The sequence below is a fragment of the Bradyrhizobium sp. 31Argb genome, from assembly GCF_043638955.1.
In the GTDB taxonomy this organism is placed as follows: Bacteria; Pseudomonadota; Alphaproteobacteria; order Rhizobiales; family Xanthobacteraceae; genus Bradyrhizobium.
Genome location: NZ_JBEGDB010000075.1, coordinates 1 through 17,407, shown reverse-complemented (window position 1 = coordinate 17,407; position 17,407 = coordinate 1). Strand labels below are relative to the sequence as shown.

The following is a 17,407-nucleotide window of genomic DNA, read 5'->3' as shown; positions in this document are numbered from 1 at the left end:
CACCATTTCGAAACCATAAGATTATCGATCGCGGAAACCTCGCGTTCACCATCCGCGCCAAATGCGCCCGTTGCGATGTGCAAAAGCCGTGCGAAGGCACAGAGTCCGGCGGCCGGGCGCTGTGCCTTAGCGTTCGCTTAAGTTCACTCTGACACGGTGAGTCCAAGATGAAGGGGGCGTTCCGACTCGTCTTTGACGCAGGATCGGAAAGCGCGAAAGCCGTGAGTGTTTTGAGTATTATCCGCGATTGTCTCGATGCCCTGCTGCATCCGTCGGCGAGATATGATGCGTTGACGCGGGCGCGGCATCGCGCCTTCATGGCGCCGCGCCTGCTCGGTAGCCTGGCGGCGTTCGCTGCATTTCCCGTCTATCTGGCGCTGCGCGGCGCGCCGACCGCGATCGAGGTTGCCGCTTTCGCCTGGCTGATCGCGCCGATCCTGTTGTCCTGGTTCCTGTCGCGCACTGGCCGCTATGAAGGCGCGCATGTGCTGTCGTCGCTGGCGCTTGCAGGCTTCGTCATGATTGTGGCGGCGGCCACCGGCGGGATCGCATCCTTTGCCGCGGTCTGGCTCATCGTCGTTCCGATCGAGGCGGCGCTGGCGGCCTCGCGCCGCGTGGTGGCGTTCGCTTTTGCGCTTGCGATGTCATGTGCGGCGGCCTTGATCGTGCTCGGTCATTTCCACCTGCTGCCGCCGTCAAATCTGAGCGCGCCATTGCAGGGCGCCTTGATCGGGTTCGGTGTCGTTTCAGCAACGCTCTATGCCGCGGGCCTTGCCTTCGGCGCCGAGTCGCTCGCGCGCACCAGCGTGGCGCTGTTCTATCGCGAGGAAGAGCGCTACCGCCTCCTGGCGCACAATATGAGCGACGTGCTGTCGCGCCACAGCCGCAACGGGGCGGTGCAATTCATCTCGCCGGCGGCGGAAGCGATGCTCGGCGTGCCGGCGCCGCGGCTGATGGGGCACGGCCTGTTCGATCGCGTCCATGTCGCCGATCGTCCGGCCTATCTCACTGCGCTGTCGGACGCAGCGCGGGGCGGCGAGGGACGCAGCGTCGAATTCCGCCTGCGGCGGGAGGCGCCGCGCGGTTTGATGCAGTCGGCGGATTTCATCTGGGTCGAGATGCGCTGCCGGCCGCTCGATCAGGTCGCTGGCGAGGGCGAAGTCGTTGCCGTGATTCGCGACGTCACCGATCGCAAGATGCAGCAGGAGGCGCTGGAGCAGGCGCGCAACGCCGCCCAACAGGCGGACGCGTCGAAGACGCGGTTCCTCGCCACCATGAGCCACGAATTGCGCACGCCGCTGAATGCCATCATCGGCTTCTCCGACATGATCGCCCAGGAAGATGTGCTGATGCTCGATGCGGCGCGCCGCAAGGAGTATGCGCAGCTCATCCGTGATTCCGGCCAGCACCTGTTGTCGGTGGTGAACGGCATCCTCGATATGTCCAAGATGGAAACGGGCACTTTCGAAATCGCGCCCGAGCCCTTCGCGCCGCGCCCGGCGCTGCTCAACTGCTGCAACCTGCTGGCGCTGAAGGCGCGGGAGAACGGCGTCGACTTGATCACCCGCGCGCCGGAGGATCTGCCCATGATGAACGGCGATCCGCGCGCCTTCAAGCAGATCACGCTCAATCTCGTATCCAACGCCATCAAGTTCACCGAGCGCGGCGGCAGCGTCACGGTGTCGGCTGCGGTCGAGGGATCCCGGCTGATGCTTGATGTCACCGATACCGGTGTCGGCATCGATGCCGACGATCTCAAACAGATCGGCAATCCTTTCTTCCAGGCCGGCAAGACCTATCAGCGCCGCCATGAGGGCACCGGACTTGGACTGTCGATCGTGAAGGGCCTGGTCGGCTTGCACCAGGGCGAGATGAGTGTAGAGAGCAAGCTTGGCGAAGGCACCACCGTGACCGTGACGCTGCCGCTCTCGTTTGCGCCGCCGGCGGTGCAGGAGCCTTCCGGCAAGATCGCGACGCTGAAGCCCGCGTTGCGATCCGGATTACAGGAACAAGCCCAACAGGTGAAGAAGAGTGCCTAGAAAAGTCGCCGATGATGAGGAGATGCCGCGCCGCCGCCGTCGCGGCGCGCAGGCGGTTGCGATCGAAGCCGAGGAAGAGCGCGGCGTCCTGATGCGCGTGCTGTTGCACAGTCCGAAGGACACGGTCGCCGGCGTGCTCGCGGCCGGCGCCGTCATTGCCATCATCACCAATGCACTGTTCCTGCAGGCCGGCCGCCATCCATCACCGATGTTCGGTTCGGTCGTGACGCTGCCGCCGCCGGCGCCTGCCGTCACCAGTCCGCTGCCGCGTCCGCGGCCGGTCGAGGCGGCTGCGCGTCCCGTTGAACCCCCGCCTGTGGAAGCGAAGCCCGCCGAGCCCGCGAAGCCCACCGAACCCAGAGCGGAACCGAGGGGGTCCGATTCCAAGACTTCCGATTCCAGGACTTCCGATTCTAAAACTTCCGACCCGATGACCAATCTCGTCCTGAAGTCGACGTCGGCTCCGCCGGCTCCGGCAAATGTCATCCGGCCGCCCGCGCCGATCCCCTCGCGCGGCGAGACCACCCAGAGTGCGGCATCGAAGCGCATCGCCGCGGTCCAGCGCGCGCTCACCGAATATGGCTACGGCCAGCTCAAGCCGACCGGCACCATCGGTTCCGATACCCAGGCCGCAATCGCCAAGTTCGAGCGCGACCGCAAGCTGCCGGTGACCGGCCAAATGTCGGATCGGGTCGTCCGCGAACTCTCGGCGATGATCGGACACCCGGTCGAGTAGGGCCTGCACGACGGACCGATGCCTCGCGAATCGCCCGGCTCGGCTACTGCGCTGAACCGGTCAGCAAGATTGTTCAGCGCTCGCGGAAAGCCCGCACGATCTGGTCGGACAGCGGCTTGACGAAATAAGACAGCACGCTGCGATCATAGGTCTTGGCAAAGATCTCGGCTGGCATTCCCGGCAGAAGTCTCGCTTCTCCCAGTCGCGCCAGCTCCTCGGGCGTGATTGCCAGCCGCGCGGTGTAGAAACTCTGGCCGGTGCGCTGGTCCGATGTCACGTCGGCCGAGATGCGGCTGATCGTGCCCTGGATTTCCGGCGTGGTGCGCTGGTTGAAGGCGGAGAAGCGCAGGTTCGCCGGCTGTCCGACATGGAGCTGATCGATGTCAGCCGGCGAGATCTTGGCGTCCACGGTGAGAAGATCGGCCTCCGGAACGATCAGCATGACCGGCTCGGCCGGGCTGACCACGCCGCCGACCGTGTGGACACTGAGCTGGTGCACGATCCCATTCTGCGGGGCGCGGATGTCGACCCGCTTGAGCTGATCCTCCGCTGCGACCTTGCGTTCGATGAATTCTCCGATCTTGCCGTCGATCTCGCGCAACTCCTTGGCGACCTCGCTGCTCAGATCCTGATCGATCTGGATGATCTGCAATTCGATTTCGGTGACCTTGCCACGCACTTGCGCCGTCGCGGCAATCGACTGCGCAAGCTCGCCTTTGAGGCGCGCGGCTTCGCGCTCGAGAACCGTTAGCCGGCTCATCTGGATCAGGTTCTTCTCCCACAGCGTCCGCACGCCCGTGAGCTCACGCTGGATCAGCTCGATCTCCTCCGCCTTGGCCTCCTGCAGGGCGGCGTAGCCACGGATTTCATCTTCGAGCTGCGCGATGCGCTGGCGAAGCTGCGACTTCTGCCCCCTGCGCGCCGCGGCTCTGAGCTCGAACAATCTGCGTTCGCTGTCGAGCGCCGTGATGAACTCCGGCGAGGGGCGATCGAGCAGCTCGGGTGGGACCACGATGTGCTCGGCGCCATCGCGTTCACTGCTGAGGCGCGCCTTGCGGGCGCGCATCTCATCCAACCCTTTGGCGTAGATGGCAAGGCCCGCCCGCAGCGCAGTTTCATCGAGCCGCACCAGCGTGTCTCCGGCACGGACATGATCGCCTTCGCGGACCAGCAATTCTCCGACGATGCCGCCGGTCAGATGCTGGACTTTCTTGACATTGGAATCGACGACGACCGATCCGGACGCCGTGACTGCGCCTGACAATTCCGTGGTGGCGGCCCAGCCGCCGATGCCGCCGGTCAGCACGAGCGCGACGACCATTCCGCCGATCAGATGGTGACGCAGGCTGCGGGCTTCGCCGTGAAATGCAGTCTCGGTCATGTCGATGCCGCGGATTGAGGAACGACCTTGAATGGTCCCGCTGGGGGTGGTTCCCGTCGGGTCAGCATCGACAACACTTCATCCTTGGGGCCGAAGGCTTGCTGCCTGCCATTGAGCATCGTCATCACGAAGTCGACGGCAGCGAGCGCGCTCGAGCGGTGCGCGACGATCACGACGATGCCGCCCCGAGCCCGGACCGCGAGGATCGCGCGCGTCAACGCTTCTTCGCCTTCGGCGTCCAGATTTGAGTTGGGCTCATCGAGCACGACCAGGAAGGGATTGGCATACAGCGCGCGGGCGAGTGCAACGCGCTGCCTTTGGCCGGCGGAGAGGCGCGCACCCTGTTCGCCGATCTGGGTGTTGTATCCCTCCGGCAAGCCGACGATGAGCTGATGGATGCCGGCCGCGTTTGCCGCTGCGAGCACTGCTTCCATCGGCGGGTTTGGGGCAAATCTCGCGATATTGTCGGCGATGGTGCCTTCGAACAGTTCGACGTCCTGCGGCAGGTATCCGATGTGATTTCCGAGCGCCTCGGGGGACCATTGCTCCAGCGCCGCGCCGTCCAATCGGACGACACCGCGCGACGGCCGCCATGCGCCGACAAGCGCGCGGACCAACGAGGATTTTCCCGATCCGCTGGCGCCGATGATCCCGAGCGCGCTGCCCGCTTTGAGGACGAAATTGACGTCGGTGGCCAGCAGCTTTTCGGATTCCGGAGCGGTGACGGACAGTTTTTCCGCGAGCAGCGTGCGGCTCGGTGCGGGCAAGGGCACCTGGGCCGCGGGCGCGGGGATAACTGCCAGCAGTTTCTCGAGACGCCGCCAGCTCTGGCGCGCCGCAACGAAACTCCTCCAGTTGGCGATCGCGAGGTCGACGGGCGCGAGCGCGCGGCCGGTCAGGATCGAGCTGGCAATGATGATCCCGCCGGATGCCTCCTGGTGAATGACGAGATAGGCGCCGACCGCAAGGACGGCTGATTGCAGCATCATGCGCAGCATTCGCCCGACGACGGCGAAACCGCCCGAGATGTCGCCGGCGATTTTCTGCTGCCGGCGATAGGCATCGCCGAGCTCGCGCCAGCGCGCGACCAGACGCGCGGACATCCCCATCGCAACCAGGACTTCCGCGTTGCGTCGGCTCGCCTCGGCGAGCCGGTTGCGCGCGGCGGCATGGTTTGACGCTCTTTGCACCGAGCGACGGGACAGGCGATCAGTGAGCAGCGTCAGGATCACCAGCACGAGCGCGCCGCCGAGCACGGTGCCGCCGATCAGCGGGTGGAACGCAAAGCAGATCGCGAGATAGATCGGCAGCCATGGCAAATCGAACAGCGCCGGCAGGCCAGCCCCTGATAGCACCGACCGAATGGTGTCGAGGTCGCGGACCGGCTGCAGCCCATCGCCGCCGCCGCGGGTGCGGAGCGGCAGACGTATCACGAGATCATAGACGCGGTCGCTGACACGCCAGTCGATCTGGTTTCCGATCCGAAGCAGTATGCGTCCACGCGTCAGCTCCAGGATGCCCTGGAAGACGAACAGCATGGCCGCGATGATGCTGAGACCGACAAGCGTGGGCACGCTGCGGCTCGGCAGCACGCGATCATAGACTTCCAGCATGAACAGCGAGCCGGTCAGGCTGAGCAGGTTGATCAGTCCGCTGAACATCGCGATCGCGATCAGCGCGGCGCGGCAGGATGCAAGCGCCATGTGCAAGTCCGATTCCGCGCCAGGAGGTGCGGCAGGACGGTTTGCTTGCGCGATTGACATCACGGGGAGTTGCTCCGCAGATTGTAGGTGAGCGGCCACTGTTTGACAGCGATGTGTCGGACCACGCTTGAATGCATGGATGCGGAGGTGACGGGGGAGCCGCACCTCCGCAGTCAAGTCTCGGTGATGGGCGGGCAGAGCCCGCCCATCTTGATCGCCGTCAGACCAGATACTGGTGGATCAGCTGCAGCTGACCACCCTCGACCTGTTCGCCGCCGACCGCGAAGTGGGCCTGGGTATCGATCAGGTAGACGTTCTCACCGGCGTTGCCGAGGATGTGCGAGACGTCGATGACGCCGGACGATTCCTCGTCCTGGGTCAAGAAGTTTGCGCTGCCCGAGATGAAGCGGCTCGGATCGTGCTCGGCAAGCTGTGTCAGCTTGTCGGTCGCCGGATCGTACTGCCAGACCTTGCCGAGATGCGCATTATTGCCGACGTCCTCGCAGAGAACGATCTTGCCGTTGGCATCGACGGTCATGTTATCGAACATCTGCTGGCCTTCAGTGCCGTTCAGCAGCAGCTTGATGGTGCCGCCCGCGGCCGGGTTGCTGGAATCGTTGAAATCCAGTGCCCACAGCCGGCTCGGCGCATTGAAGGCGTCCGTCGTCACGAAGTAGAAGCGGTTCGGATTGAGCGTGTCCCAGGCGCCGTCTTCCGGACGAAGGAAGCTGGTGACGCCGGCAGCCTCGCTTGCCGCATCGATCTCGGCACCCGTCATGCCGCTGACGTCGCCGAGATCGATCATCGAGAAGGTCGACTTCTCGTCCATCCCGAGCGGGGAGGCGGTGTTCGGCTCGTTGTTGTTCGACGTGCCTTCGAACTCGCTGACGTGAATGCCGAAGAAATGGCCGCCGGTCAGGCCGGCCTTCTCGACGGCGTTACCGGTCGCCTTCTTGTCGCCGGCATAAAAGTAGAAATGGCCGTTCTGTCCATCGTCCAGCGCCGCGACCACGGTCTTGTCACCGGTATGCGCGCTGGCGACCACGTTCTCGAAGGCCATATTGCCGAGCCCGGCGAGTTCGTAGCTATTGCCGTCCTGCGCGCCGCCCACGATATGGGCGAATGCCCGCCCTTCGACACCAGACTCTTCACCGTTGAGATAGATCCTGCCGCCGTTGAAGCCGAGACCGGTTTCCGCCCTGTAGAACGCGCCCTGATCGGCAAGGTCGGCGGAGCAGAAGCGGTTGAACGACACCGGGCTGTTGCTGGCGTTGTGGTCGACATAGCTGTTGGTCGTCGCGTCGTAGAGCCAGACGTCGTGGATGAGGTCCTTGCCCGACACCGCCTGCAGCGTGGTCTTGTCGAACACCCATTCCGAGATGAACGCGCCGGTGGCGCCATGAGCGCGCGCAACGCCCAGGTTTCCGCCGAGTTCGTGGTTCATCAGCACGGTGAAGGTCCCGTCGCCATTGTCGAATGCGCCAAGGCCGTCGGGAATACCGGCCATCTTGTAGCCGCCCACGCTGTCACCCGCCGTCAGCAGTGACTGAGTGTAGACATGGGAATCGCTGCTGAGGAGGTAGGGCGTCTGTGAGCTTGACGGACCCTTGACCTCATCTGCGATGATGAACTGTTCGGAGTGAAGGTTCGAAATGCGCGTATTCTCGATGACGAGCTTGTCGCCATTGCCGAAGCTGATCTGAACGTCGTGACCGACCTGTCGGGCGGAGTCGATCAGCGCCTGAAAAGAGGCGACCTGGAAGTCACGGATATCGATGCGGTCGCCGCGATCGAGATGCTCGATCGTGTCGACGCCCATGCCCTTGCGGAACAGAAATTTGTCGTTGCCGTCATCGCCGCTGAGTTCGTCCCGACCGGCGCCGCCCAGCAGCAGATCCCGTCCGGGGCCGCCGAACAGGCGGTCGTTGCCTTCGCCACCGATCAGAGCATCGTTGCCCCTTCCACCGAACAGCGTGTCGTTGCCTTTGCCTCCATCGATCAGATCGTCGCCCCGAAGGCCGAAGATGATGTCATTGCGGTCCGACCCGAAAAGATCGTCGTCGCTGGTCGTTCCGAACAGCTTCTTGCCGAACGGACCGCCGTGGTGATGTGTGTGATGGTGTTGATGACGTCCTGACATTGCTTTCCCCTGGATAATGGATCGTAGCCCGGTCCGTTAACCAAGCGGCCGTGACGGTCGCGCGACATCGGGATGAAGTTGCAATCGTTGCGGCGAAGAGTTCACTCATCCGCGGCGGATCGTGCCAGTTTTCGCTGGAAATTGAGCTGGTTCGAATTGCGTGACAAAGAGTCGCGGAGTGCTGACGTCTTGTGGAAAAGTTGGCAATTCGGTCGGCTCTTGCGACGCTGCCGGCCCGTCCGGTCCGGTTGGATGCGTCGCACAAGGCGCGCGGAGAGGCACTGGCGCTGATCTCGCGGCCGGCTTATCGTTATGCAATGCGATTGAAATCAAGCATCTGGGTGTCCGCATATCTGCGGCGCTGCCAGAAGGAAGGCGTGTTCGGTGCGGTGCGCCGGCGCGGTGCGGAGGAGGCGGGGGCGGTGTTCGTCAAGGTGGCGTTGCTCGACGGCAACGCCATGCTTTACACGCCCGCGCCGCAGACAGCCTATGAAGACAGCCGGCCGTTCGACCGCATCTTCGTGCCGATGACGCAAGAGCCGGTGCCGGAATCATCGGTGGAGCAACGGCTTGCCAAGGAAATCCGCTTCGATCCCGATGCCTGGGTCGTCGAGACCGAGGACAAGGCCGGGCGGCACTTTCTGGACCTGGCGAAGGGTTAGCGTCCGGAGCTCTGCGAGCGGATCGCGGGCGCATCACCCGGCTGACCGGTCGGCCGCCTCTCAGCGGATGTGGAGCGCGCGCGATGGCGCTCGTCATCGTAGAGCGAGGGGCGATATTTGGCACGCGCGACCGCCATGGTCGAGCCTCGCCACGCCGCCAGCATGATGAGCGCCGTCCGTTCGCTCAGCCGATCGTACATGCGCGACAGGCGAAACACGTAGTGCACCGATGAACCCAACGCCGGATTGAGGAACATCAGCACCCGCTGGAACACCGGGCTCGGCATGTTCAGCGCTCTCGCCGCGCAGGCCAGCGGCTCGCCGCTGGGATCGTTCACCACCTGCTCGGCAATGCGCGACGGCAGGATCAGCGCTTCGCCGACTTCGCGCGCGAAATTCTCGATGTCTTCGGCGAAGGCCGCCATTTCAAGGATCTCGATGGCGCGCGCGGCGCGCGGCGCAGGAATCCGCGCCGACGCCTTGAGCGGCGTCTGCACAATGTTCTGCAGGATCTGGACCCGCTCGCTGGCCGTCGCGGCAAAGAACATGTCGGTGATCTCTGCGGCATCGTTGGGCCGCATTGCAAGGCTCGCTGCCATCCGAAGCTGCGCCTCGGTCGGGGGGGTGACCGATAGTGGCTGTGACGGCGGCGCCGCGATTTCAGCAGCGGCCGGCAGCGGCTGGTCCGGGTCGGTGCGCCGCAGGCTGAGCTTGCCGAGAAGCTCCTCCGGCGTTGCCGGATAGACCGAGAGCCGCGCCCGCACCGCCGCACGCGTCGCATCGTCCACCTGGTCGATCAGGCGCGAGGCCAGTTCGACGAATTGCCGCTCTTCATCGGCGGAATGAACCTTGGCCTGCACATAGAGGTCGGTGAGCACGCGCAGCAGCGTCGGGCGAATGTCGACGCCCTCGCGACGTGACAGGGTCATCAGCCCATCGAGGCCTGGAATGACTGGAGCTGCGCTCATGGGAAGGCGTACGCGACTTTCGAAAATGCGCAAAACGTTCGGACGCCAGCCTATGTCGGCGGCTTTAAGAGCCGGTTAAGGAAAACGAGCCGTGAAGGCATCCGTTAAAATGTGAACTATCTGACGGAAGCGATCTGGCGAATAAGGCACACTCGCCACATCGGTAACCGACCGGCGGCTCCGATTAAGAGGTCATTAACCACGTGCGGTTCTTAATCCGGACGTCGCCTCGCAAATCATCACCGCGCGGCAGGCAGAGAGAACAGAAATGGGCACCATCATTGAGTTTCCGGCGGATGCGGCATCGCGGCGGCCGGGCGCGGTCATGGGTGGCGCTGCAAGCGATGGCATGGGGACTGTTCTGATCCTTCCCGTTATCCGGATTGAGCGCGTAACCGAGCAGAGCGACGGTGGACGCGGGCCGGCAGAAGGTACAGCGCCTCGTCGCCGTCGCCGTCGGCGCACCTGACGATTGGACGTTTGAAATGCGGGAGGGGTATCTTCCGAGCCGGAGTACCGGAAGCCGGCGCCCACGCGCGGTGTTGGCGCTGCTGCTGATCGGCGCGGCGCTCGGCGGCTGCAGCGGCGGCGATTTCGGCCGCACGCGTGCCGACTTCCGTAACGACGACATGCACCGCTGGCTCGGCGCGGAAGCGACCGGCAGCATCGGCATGAGACCGTCGCAGTTCCAGCTTACCGAAAACGAGCGCCAGCTCCGCGATCTCGCCTATCCCCTGATCGAGCCGCCATTCGCGGCCGGCCTGGAAGAGCGTGTTCGGCGACTATCAGCCGTTGCCCTCGCCATGGCGGCAGAAGGTAGTGTTCGACCGCACCGCTTACGGACGGGCGCTGATCGACGAGCCGCACCGCGCGCACACCTCCCGCTACATGCAACTGATCGACGACGTGCGCGACGACATCACACGCTTCGAGCCGTTCTTTGCGACCGCCTGGCGCGTCATCGAGCTCGACCGCAAGCGCAATGCCAGCCTCGGCATGGTGTCGGACCTGTCGCCGCGGGAGCGGGCGGACGCGATTGCCCGGATGGAAGAGAACACGCTGATCGTGCAATGGGTCCAGCAATGCCTGGAGCGGCGGATTTCGTCCTACCGCTGGGCGCTGGAGCGGTTGGTGATCCAGGCGCCCGACAACGTCGCGGCCGATGCCGATCGCCTGATCGGCGAGCTCGCCGTGCTGACCGCCAATCCGCCGGTCGCCGCGCAGCCGCCGGTGATCGGGCACGCCACGGTCGTCAAGGGCTAGCGTTTCGAAGGCCGTGCCGCGGGCGCAGGGGCGGGGAGCGGGATTTCGGCCTGCTTGGGCGCCGGCGGCTCGGTCTGCACCTTGCAGCTTGCGGCCGCGAGCGAGGCCTGTGCCTGCGGCATCAGGCCGGGCTCGGCCGCCAGCGCCTTCAACAGGATCAGGCCGGTCGTGGTCGGGGAATCGATGATCAGCCGGTCGGCGGCGGTGATGTCTTCGTCCTCCGGCAGCTCGTTGTGCTGCGCCTCGGTCATCAAATCGAGCTCGATCACCTTCTTGCCGGCGGAGCGGTCGTTGATGGCGTAATAGGCGAGCTCGTTACGGGTGTAGAACGACACCGAGGTATAGGCCTGGCTCACCGGCACCGTGAGCTTGATCGGCCCGGTCGAGAGATCGTAGCGGCAGATTGCCATCGCGAATGCCGGGTCCATGAACGGCATCAGCGAATTGCCGGGATCCGCTGATGGCAGTGCCGTGACCGCGTTGAGCTGCGTGATCGGCGTCAGCCGCGAATAGGCGTCCTGCGAAGCGATCCGCGGCAAGGCGAGCACGCTGACGAGATGCACCACGCCGCCCAGCAGCACGCCAGCGATAATCGTGAAGGCGAGGCGGATCATGGGCAGCCCACCGTCGAGATCATCGGCATCGGCGCATCGCGCTGGGTCCGCGTCGCCACCCCGACCGGCGTGTCGTAGAGCCGCAGCATTAGCGCGTAACGCTCGATGCCGCCCGTCGGCAGCCAGTTGCCGGCCCGCGAGCGGGAGGCGATGCGGATCTCGAACGTACCATCGGAGCCGCGGATGATCTCCTGGCTGGTGAAGCCGTAGCGCTGCAGCGAATTCGCCACCAGACGGCCTTTGCTGTCGAACAGCGTCAGCGTCCAGAACCGCGCCGGCGGGGTGACGCCGCTGACGACGACGTCGCAACGTCCGTCGAGCGGCTTCTTCTTGTCATCGGTGGTGGCGGTGAAGCCGATGCCGTCGCCGGTGCCGACCGGCAATTCGCCGGAGCGGGCGATGGTCGCACGGTTGTAGGGATCGATGTCGGATGTGCCGTTTCTCGGCCGCGCGGTCCAGGCGCCGATCTTCAGCGTCCCGATATTGGTGCCGCGCGTCGCGGCCACATAGGTCGAGCCGAGCCCGATCCCGGCAGCAACGATCAGCGCGAGCAAGGTGATGAGGATCAGCCGCACGGCCCTACAGCTCCGAAGCGATCACCGGCATCAGTTTTTTCGCGGCGTCGGTGCCGCCGCCTGGTCGCCGGCCGCCGTGACGTAATTCTCGGGGAAGGCCAGTGCGCTGGATGACGGCTTGTCCGATTTCGCCGGCGCGTTGGACGACGTTTTGCCCAAGGTCCTGGCGGCGTCGTCGAGCATTTTCTCGACCCGCACCAGGATATCGGCGCCGCGCTTGGTCAGCACCGGCGGCGGACCGGGCTTGGTCTCGAGTATCTTGGGCGCGGCGTTCGCGGCAGCGTTCGCCTGCGTCGCCGGCTCCTTCGGCAGTTTCTGGCCCATGCCGACGCCGGGAATTTCCCGCACTTCGACGCCTTGATGCGCGGCGACCATGATGTCGTGCCAGGTCTGCGCCGGCAGCGAGCCGCCGGTCATGCGGTTGGTCGGCGAATAGTCGTCATTGCCGTACCAGACCGCGCAGGTGAAGTTGCCGGTATACCCGACGAACCAGGCGTCACGATAAGCGTTGGTGGTGCCGGTCTTGCCGGCGGTCGGAATGCCGTCGAGCGCCGCGCGGCGCGCGGTGCCTTCGCTCACCACATGGCTCATCATCCCCGCCATGTCGGCAGCAACGGAGGCCGGGATCGCCTGCCGCGGCTGCGGCCCGTCGCGGTCCCAGCGCCATACCAGGTCGCCGGCGCCGGTGCGGACTTCCAGCACCGCATGCGGCGTGACGGACCGGCCCCTGTTCGGGAACGTCGCGTAGGCAACCGCATGCTCGACCACGGTGACTTCGTCGGAGCCGATCGGCAGCGATGGCGTATCGGGCAGCGGCGCCTTGAGGCCGAAACGGCGCGCCACTTCGACGATCTTGGCGCGGCCGGCTTTCGGGCCTTCCTTGCCGCCGAGTGCGATCGAGAGTTTCACCGGCACGACGTTGATCGAGCGCGTGATCGCCTGCGTCAGCGTCACCGAACCGGAATAAGAGTGGCCATAGTTCTGCGGGCACCAATTGCCGATGCACACGGGCCCGTCGACGATCTTCGAGTTCGGCGTGAACCCGTTCAGGAGCGCCGTGGTGTAGACATAAGGCTTGAACGACGAGCCGGGCTGCCGGTACGCGTCGGTCGCGCGGTTGAACTGGCTGGCGCCATAGTCGCGCCCGCCGACCATCGCGCGCACGCCGCCGTCGAGATCGGACACCACGGTTGCCGCCTGGGTCGCGTGATAGTCGCGGCCGAACTGGCGGAGCTGGTTCTCGACCGCTTCCTCGGCGGCGCGCTGCACGTTCATGTCGATGGCGGTGCGGACCACGAAGACGCGCTCGGTATAGGATTTCGGGAAGGTGTCGACCAGCCGGCGCATCTCGTCGAACGCCCAGTCGAGATAGTAGTTCGGCGAATTCTCGTCGCGCCGGTCGACCGCGACCGCGGGATTGCGGCGGGCGCCGAACACCTGGCCCTCGGTCATGAAGCCGGCGTCGACGAGGTTGTCGAGCACGACGTTGGCGCGGGCGCGCGCCGCCGGCAGGTTGATGTGCGGCGCGTATTTGGTCGGCGCCTTGAACAGGCCGGCAAGCATCGCGGCTTCCGCCAGATTGACGTCGCGCGCCGACTTGTTGAAGTAGAAATGCGCGGCGCCATCGACGCCGAAGGTGCCGCCGCCCATATAGGCGCGGTCGAGATAGAGCTTGAGGATCTCGTTCTTGCTGAGGCGGTGCTCGAGCCAGATCGCCAGGAATGCTTCCTTGATCTTGCGCTCGATGGTGCGCTCATTGTTCAGGAACAGGTTCTTGGCAAGCTGCTGCGTGATCGAGGAGCCGCCCTGGCGCACGCCGCCGGCCTGCGCGTTGGTGACGAGGGCGCGTGCGGTGCCGGCGATGTCGATGCCGAAATGGTCGTAGAAGCGGCGGTCTTCGGTGGCGAGGGTGGCTTTGATCAGGACGTCGGGAAAGTCTTCCAGCGGGATCGAGTCGTTATGCTTGATCCCGCGACTGCCGATCGGATTGCCGTAACGGTCGAGGAAGGTCACCGCGAGATCGGACTTCTTCAGCCAGTCGTCATCGGCGGTTTCGCGGAACGCCGGGATCGCAAGCGCCAGCAGCACGACCATGCCGCCGAGCCCCATGGTCGCGGCTTCCGACAGAGGCTCGATGAACACCCAGCGCTTCCAGCGGCCGACATAGAAGTTGTCCATGAAGGTGGAATAGCGCTCATAAAGCTCACGCAGGCCCCTGCCGGAGGAGAACAGCGTGGAGTCGATGCGCGCATCCAGGTCCAGAAAGAAGTTCCGGAGCTTGGTCGTCCACTGCGGCGGTAGGATCTGGCGCACCGGGGCCCTTGCTCGGTTAGAAACCGCTCACGTGCCCATCCATTTGGGCACCGGTCGAGCGTCTTGATTCCATGTTGCGGCAAACCCAAGGCGCTGCTCGCGCCAGTTGGGAGACTCGGTTATCGCTTCTATCTGAGCGGAGGCTATAAACCAATGGTGTTGCTTGCGATTTTAATGTCAGGCTGAACCTGTTTGTGAACTCGTTCGCGCGCCCGCAGATGGGCCCGCTTGCGTGCCTGCCACTACCGCCCCTAGATGGGTTGCGAACCGACTTAAACCAAATTCTTCGATTTCCATGACCGCACCGCCCAAACGTGCCTCCGCCCAAGAGGGATTTTTCTGGAAAACCAAGACGTTGGAGCAAATGTCCAACGTCGAATGGGAAAGCCTGTGCGACGGCTGCGGGCGCTGCTGCCTAGAGAAGCTCGAGGACGAGGACACCGGAAAGATCTACTTCACCCACGTCTCCTGCAAACTGCTGGATGCCGGGCTCTGCGCCTGCAAGGACTATCAGAACCGGTCCGACAAGGTTCCGGACTGCGTCCGCCTGACGCCCGAGAACGTCCGTACCCTCAATTGGCTGCCGCCGAGCTGCGGCTACAAACTGGTCGCGGAGGGCCGCGATCTCTATTGGTGGCACCCGTTGATTTCCGGCGACCCGAACACCGTGCACGAGGCGGGTGTCTCCGTGCGCGGCCGGGTGCAGGGAACCGAGGACGAGATCCCCGATGCCGAGCTTGAGGACCACATCGTCCGGTGGCCGGCGCTGCTGCCGAAGCGAGCGCGGCTGAAAAACCGGCCGAAATCGTAACGTCTTGTCCAAGCGCGAAAATCACATCATTGGGATGACGCGGCCTCGGAATGCGCCTATGCGCTGAGCCGCCTGCCTCAACAGGAATTTGCTGCCTACATTGCAATTCATAGAACGATTCCATTGTGGCGTTGCGCCGCAGCGAGACTTGCGCCTGAGATGAACAAGTTTGAACGGCAGAGCAGCGATCCTGCCGACCGACGGGCATTGCCTGCAGACGTAGCCGAAGAGCTGTCCCGCCTGCCGACCGAGGTGATCGACCTCACCGACGCGCCACCGCTGGCGCCGCCGGCTCCGCTTGCCCCTGACGAAGTCCGCACCATCGTGATCAGCCTGATGCTGACGATGTTCCTGGCGGCGCTCGACCAGACCATTGTGGCGACCGCGCTGCCGACCATCGGTCGCCAGTTCCAGGACGTCTCCAACCTGTCCTGGGTGATCACGGCCTATCTGCTGGCCTCGACGGCGGTTGCGCCGGTATTCGGCACGCTGAGCGACATCTATGGCCGGCGCGCCATGATCATCACCTCGCTCAGCCTGTTCATCGTCGGCTCGATCTGTGCGCGATCGCGCCCAACATGCCGGTATTGATCCTGGCGCGCGGCCTGCAGGGGCTTGGCGGCGGCGGCATCCTGCCTGTCGTGCAGACCGTCATCTCCGACGTGGTCAGCCCGCGCGAGCGTGGCCAATACCAAGCCTATTTCAGCGGCGTCTGGATGGCCGGCGGCATCGCGGGGCCGGTGATCGGCGGCGTGTTCGCCGAGCATCTGCACTGGTCGATGATCTTCTGGATCAACCTGCCGCTGTCGTTTGCCGCACTCGCGCTGCTGTTGCCGAGGATGGGCAAGATCCCGGTGTTCCACCGCAAGCGCAAGGTCGACTGGCTTGGCGGCATCCTCCTGATGGCCTCCGCCGTCATGGTCACGCTGGTGCTGACCTGGGGCGGCAGCCGGTTTGCCTGGCTGTCGCCAGTGATCATGGCGATGGTCGGCGCGTCGTTTGTGCTCGCCGCCAGCTTCGTGTGGCACGCGGGCAGGGCAGACGAGCCGTTCCTGCCGCTGTCGCTCCTGAGCGGAACGGTCGTTCCTTTCGCGATCGTCGCAGGCAGTTGCGCGCTCGGCGCGATCGTCGGGCTGACAGTGCACCTGCCGCTCTATTATGAGGTGGTCTATCACCTCAGCGCCAGCGAGGCCGGCCTGGCGCTGATCCCGCTTGCCGCGGTCTCGACCTGCGGCGCGGCGATCGCCGGCCGGACCATGGTGCGTGCCAAGCACTACAAGCGCGTGGCGGTCGTCGGCACCTCGGTCGCCGCCCTCTGCGGCGTGGCGATGGCGATGACCACGCTGCCGCTGTGGGGGCTGCTCACGCTGATGTCGGTCTTCGCGCTCGGCCTCGGCACGACGTTTCCGGTCAGCGTGGTTTCGCTGCAGAATGCGGTGGCGCGCTCGCAGGTCGGCACCGTGACCGGTGCAATGAATTTCTTCCGCGCGCTGATGGCCTCGTTCGCGGTGGCGGCGTTCGCCGCGATCCTGCTGATGGCGCTCGGCGCCGACATCTCGCTCGCCGGCGAACATCATGGCGCGGTGAGCTCGATTCCGGTCGCCGACATGACCACCGCCTTCCGCTTCGTCTTCGGCGCCGCCGCCGTGCTGCTCGCAACTGCGGCGCTGTGCATCACCATCATGGAAGAACGGCCGCTCGCAGGCCCGACCACGCGCCAGGTGGAAGTGGCGGAGTAGGGCGGATCGAGCGGTTCGATTTGTAGGATGGGCAAAGCGACAGCGTGCCCACCGTCAAGCGCTCCGCTCGCGATGGTGGGCACGCTTCCGCCGGAGCTCGTTTGAGCCGCGGTGCATGAAGTTGCTTTGCCCACCCTTCTGTAACGGGCCTGGATCAGTCAATCCCTTTTGCGTCATCCGCTCGCCGGGGTCTCGCTTCTGTACGGGGTCGGCGCAAGGCCGCCACCTGATGGGGTTGGAGAGGATCGGCCGGCCAATCTACGGACGCGTGGTCGTAGTGCCACCGGGTGGGCAACGGCCTGACCTGATCCATCGTCCCGGCGAAGGGACTTCGCTTCGAGAAGGCCTGGTGTGGTGACCCGCTCGAAAACCTGTCGCGCCTCCTGTTAGGCTGCCGCCGCGGCGGCGTTGAAGGGGGTTTGATCGACGAGCATGCGGTGCATGATCACCGCCAGCCGGCGCG

At 64.9% G+C, this 17,407-nt stretch carries 12 protein-coding genes and 2 pseudogenes; 7 read left to right on the top strand and 7 right to left on the bottom strand.

The features are described from left to right. The first annotated feature begins 221 nt into the window (after positions 1 to 221). Both AAFX91_RS16850 and AAFX91_RS16845 read left to right on the top strand, forming a co-directional pair. Complete coding sequence (locus AAFX91_RS16850) at positions 222 to 2,039, top strand: ATP-binding protein (RefSeq protein ID WP_394567182.1); 1,818 nt, start codon at positions 222 to 224, stop codon at positions 2,037 to 2,039. Continuing rightward, positions 2,032 to 2,775: a peptidoglycan-binding protein gene (locus tag AAFX91_RS16845; RefSeq protein ID WP_394567181.1), complete on the top strand. Its 744-nt coding sequence runs from the start codon at positions 2,032 to 2,034 to the stop codon at positions 2,773 to 2,775. The genes AAFX91_RS16850 and AAFX91_RS16845 overlap by 8 nt, the downstream gene beginning before the upstream one ends. Positions 2,776 to 2,848: 73 nt before the next feature. On the opposite strand, the gene AAFX91_RS16840 is transcribed toward AAFX91_RS16845, so the two are convergent. The 3 genes from AAFX91_RS16840 to AAFX91_RS16830 all read right to left on the bottom strand — a co-directional run bounded on the left by AAFX91_RS16840 (position 2,849) and on the right by AAFX91_RS16830 (position 7,999). Continuing rightward, the gene (locus tag AAFX91_RS16840) at positions 2,849 to 4,156 is read right to left on the bottom strand and encodes an HlyD family type I secretion periplasmic adaptor subunit (RefSeq protein WP_394567180.1); all 1,308 of its coding nucleotides are present in this window, start codon (positions 4,154 to 4,156) and stop codon (positions 2,849 to 2,851) included. Then, complete coding sequence (locus AAFX91_RS16835) at positions 4,153 to 5,859, bottom strand: type I secretion system permease/ATPase (RefSeq protein ID WP_394567179.1); 1,707 nt, start codon at positions 5,857 to 5,859, stop codon at positions 4,153 to 4,155. Before AAFX91_RS16835 ends, AAFX91_RS16840 begins: the two co-directional genes overlap by 4 nt. A gap of 220 nt (positions 5,860 to 6,079) precedes the next feature. Next, entirely contained in the window at positions 6,080 to 7,999 is a 1,920-nt protein-coding gene (locus AAFX91_RS16830; protein ID WP_394567178.1) for a hypothetical protein, read from the bottom strand. A gap of 317 nt (positions 8,000 to 8,316) precedes the next feature. Between AAFX91_RS16830 and AAFX91_RS16825 the strand changes: the two genes are divergently transcribed. Continuing rightward, positions 8,317 to 8,661, top strand: a complete 345-nt coding sequence (locus AAFX91_RS16825; RefSeq protein WP_130582570.1) for a DUF1491 family protein — start codon at positions 8,317 to 8,319, stop codon at positions 8,659 to 8,661. Here AAFX91_RS16825 and AAFX91_RS16820 read toward each other — a convergent pair. Further along, positions 8,658 to 9,590 carry a DUF2336 domain-containing protein gene (locus tag AAFX91_RS16820; protein WP_130582568.1) on the bottom strand — a complete coding sequence of 311 codons (933 nt, stop codon included), beginning with the start codon at positions 9,588 to 9,590 and terminating at the stop codon, positions 8,658 to 8,660. The two genes, AAFX91_RS16825 and AAFX91_RS16820, sit on opposite strands and share 4 nt — an antisense overlap. Before the next feature lie 307 nt (positions 9,591 to 9,897). Between AAFX91_RS16820 and AAFX91_RS16815 the strand changes: the two genes are divergently transcribed. Together AAFX91_RS16815 and AAFX91_RS16810 are read left to right on the top strand one after the other, a co-directional pair. Further along, entirely contained in the window at positions 9,898 to 10,098 is a 201-nt protein-coding gene (locus tag AAFX91_RS16815; RefSeq protein WP_130582567.1) for a hypothetical protein, read from the top strand. A 16-nt stretch (positions 10,099 to 10,114) separates the two neighbouring features. After that, a pseudogene (locus tag AAFX91_RS16810) lies at positions 10,115 to 10,892 on the top strand (hypothetical protein). Here the strand turns inward: AAFX91_RS16810 and AAFX91_RS16805 are convergent. The 3 genes from AAFX91_RS16805 to AAFX91_RS16795 are packed head-to-tail and all read right to left on the bottom strand — an operon-like array spanning position 10,889 to position 14,394. Beyond that, positions 10,889 to 11,506 carry a DUF1254 domain-containing protein gene (locus AAFX91_RS16805; protein WP_130582565.1) on the bottom strand — a complete coding sequence of 206 codons (618 nt, stop codon included), beginning with the start codon at positions 11,504 to 11,506 and terminating at the stop codon, positions 10,889 to 10,891. The pseudogene AAFX91_RS16810 and the gene AAFX91_RS16805 overlap by 4 nt on opposite strands. Next, positions 11,503 to 12,081, bottom strand: coding sequence for a DUF1214 domain-containing protein (locus AAFX91_RS16800; RefSeq protein WP_130582564.1), 579 nt, complete (start codon positions 12,079 to 12,081; stop codon positions 11,503 to 11,505). The genes AAFX91_RS16805 and AAFX91_RS16800 overlap by 4 nt, the downstream gene beginning before the upstream one ends. A gap of 30 nt (positions 12,082 to 12,111) precedes the next feature. Beyond that, a complete protein-coding gene (locus tag AAFX91_RS16795; protein ID WP_130582563.1) occupies positions 12,112 to 14,394 on the bottom strand; it encodes a transglycosylase domain-containing protein in 2,283 nt (760 codons plus the stop codon). 295 nt (positions 14,395 to 14,689) lie between these two features. Here AAFX91_RS16795 and AAFX91_RS16790 point away from each other — a divergent pair, with 295 nt between their 5' ends. Next, on the top strand, positions 14,690 to 15,205 hold the full coding sequence (locus AAFX91_RS16790; RefSeq protein WP_130582562.1) for a YcgN family cysteine cluster protein: 516 nt from the start codon (positions 14,690 to 14,692) through the stop codon (positions 15,203 to 15,205). A 159-nt stretch (positions 15,206 to 15,364) separates the two neighbouring features. Next, a pseudogene (locus tag AAFX91_RS16785) lies at positions 15,365 to 16,944 on the top strand (MDR family MFS transporter). Positions 16,945 to 17,407 lie beyond the last annotated feature (463 nt).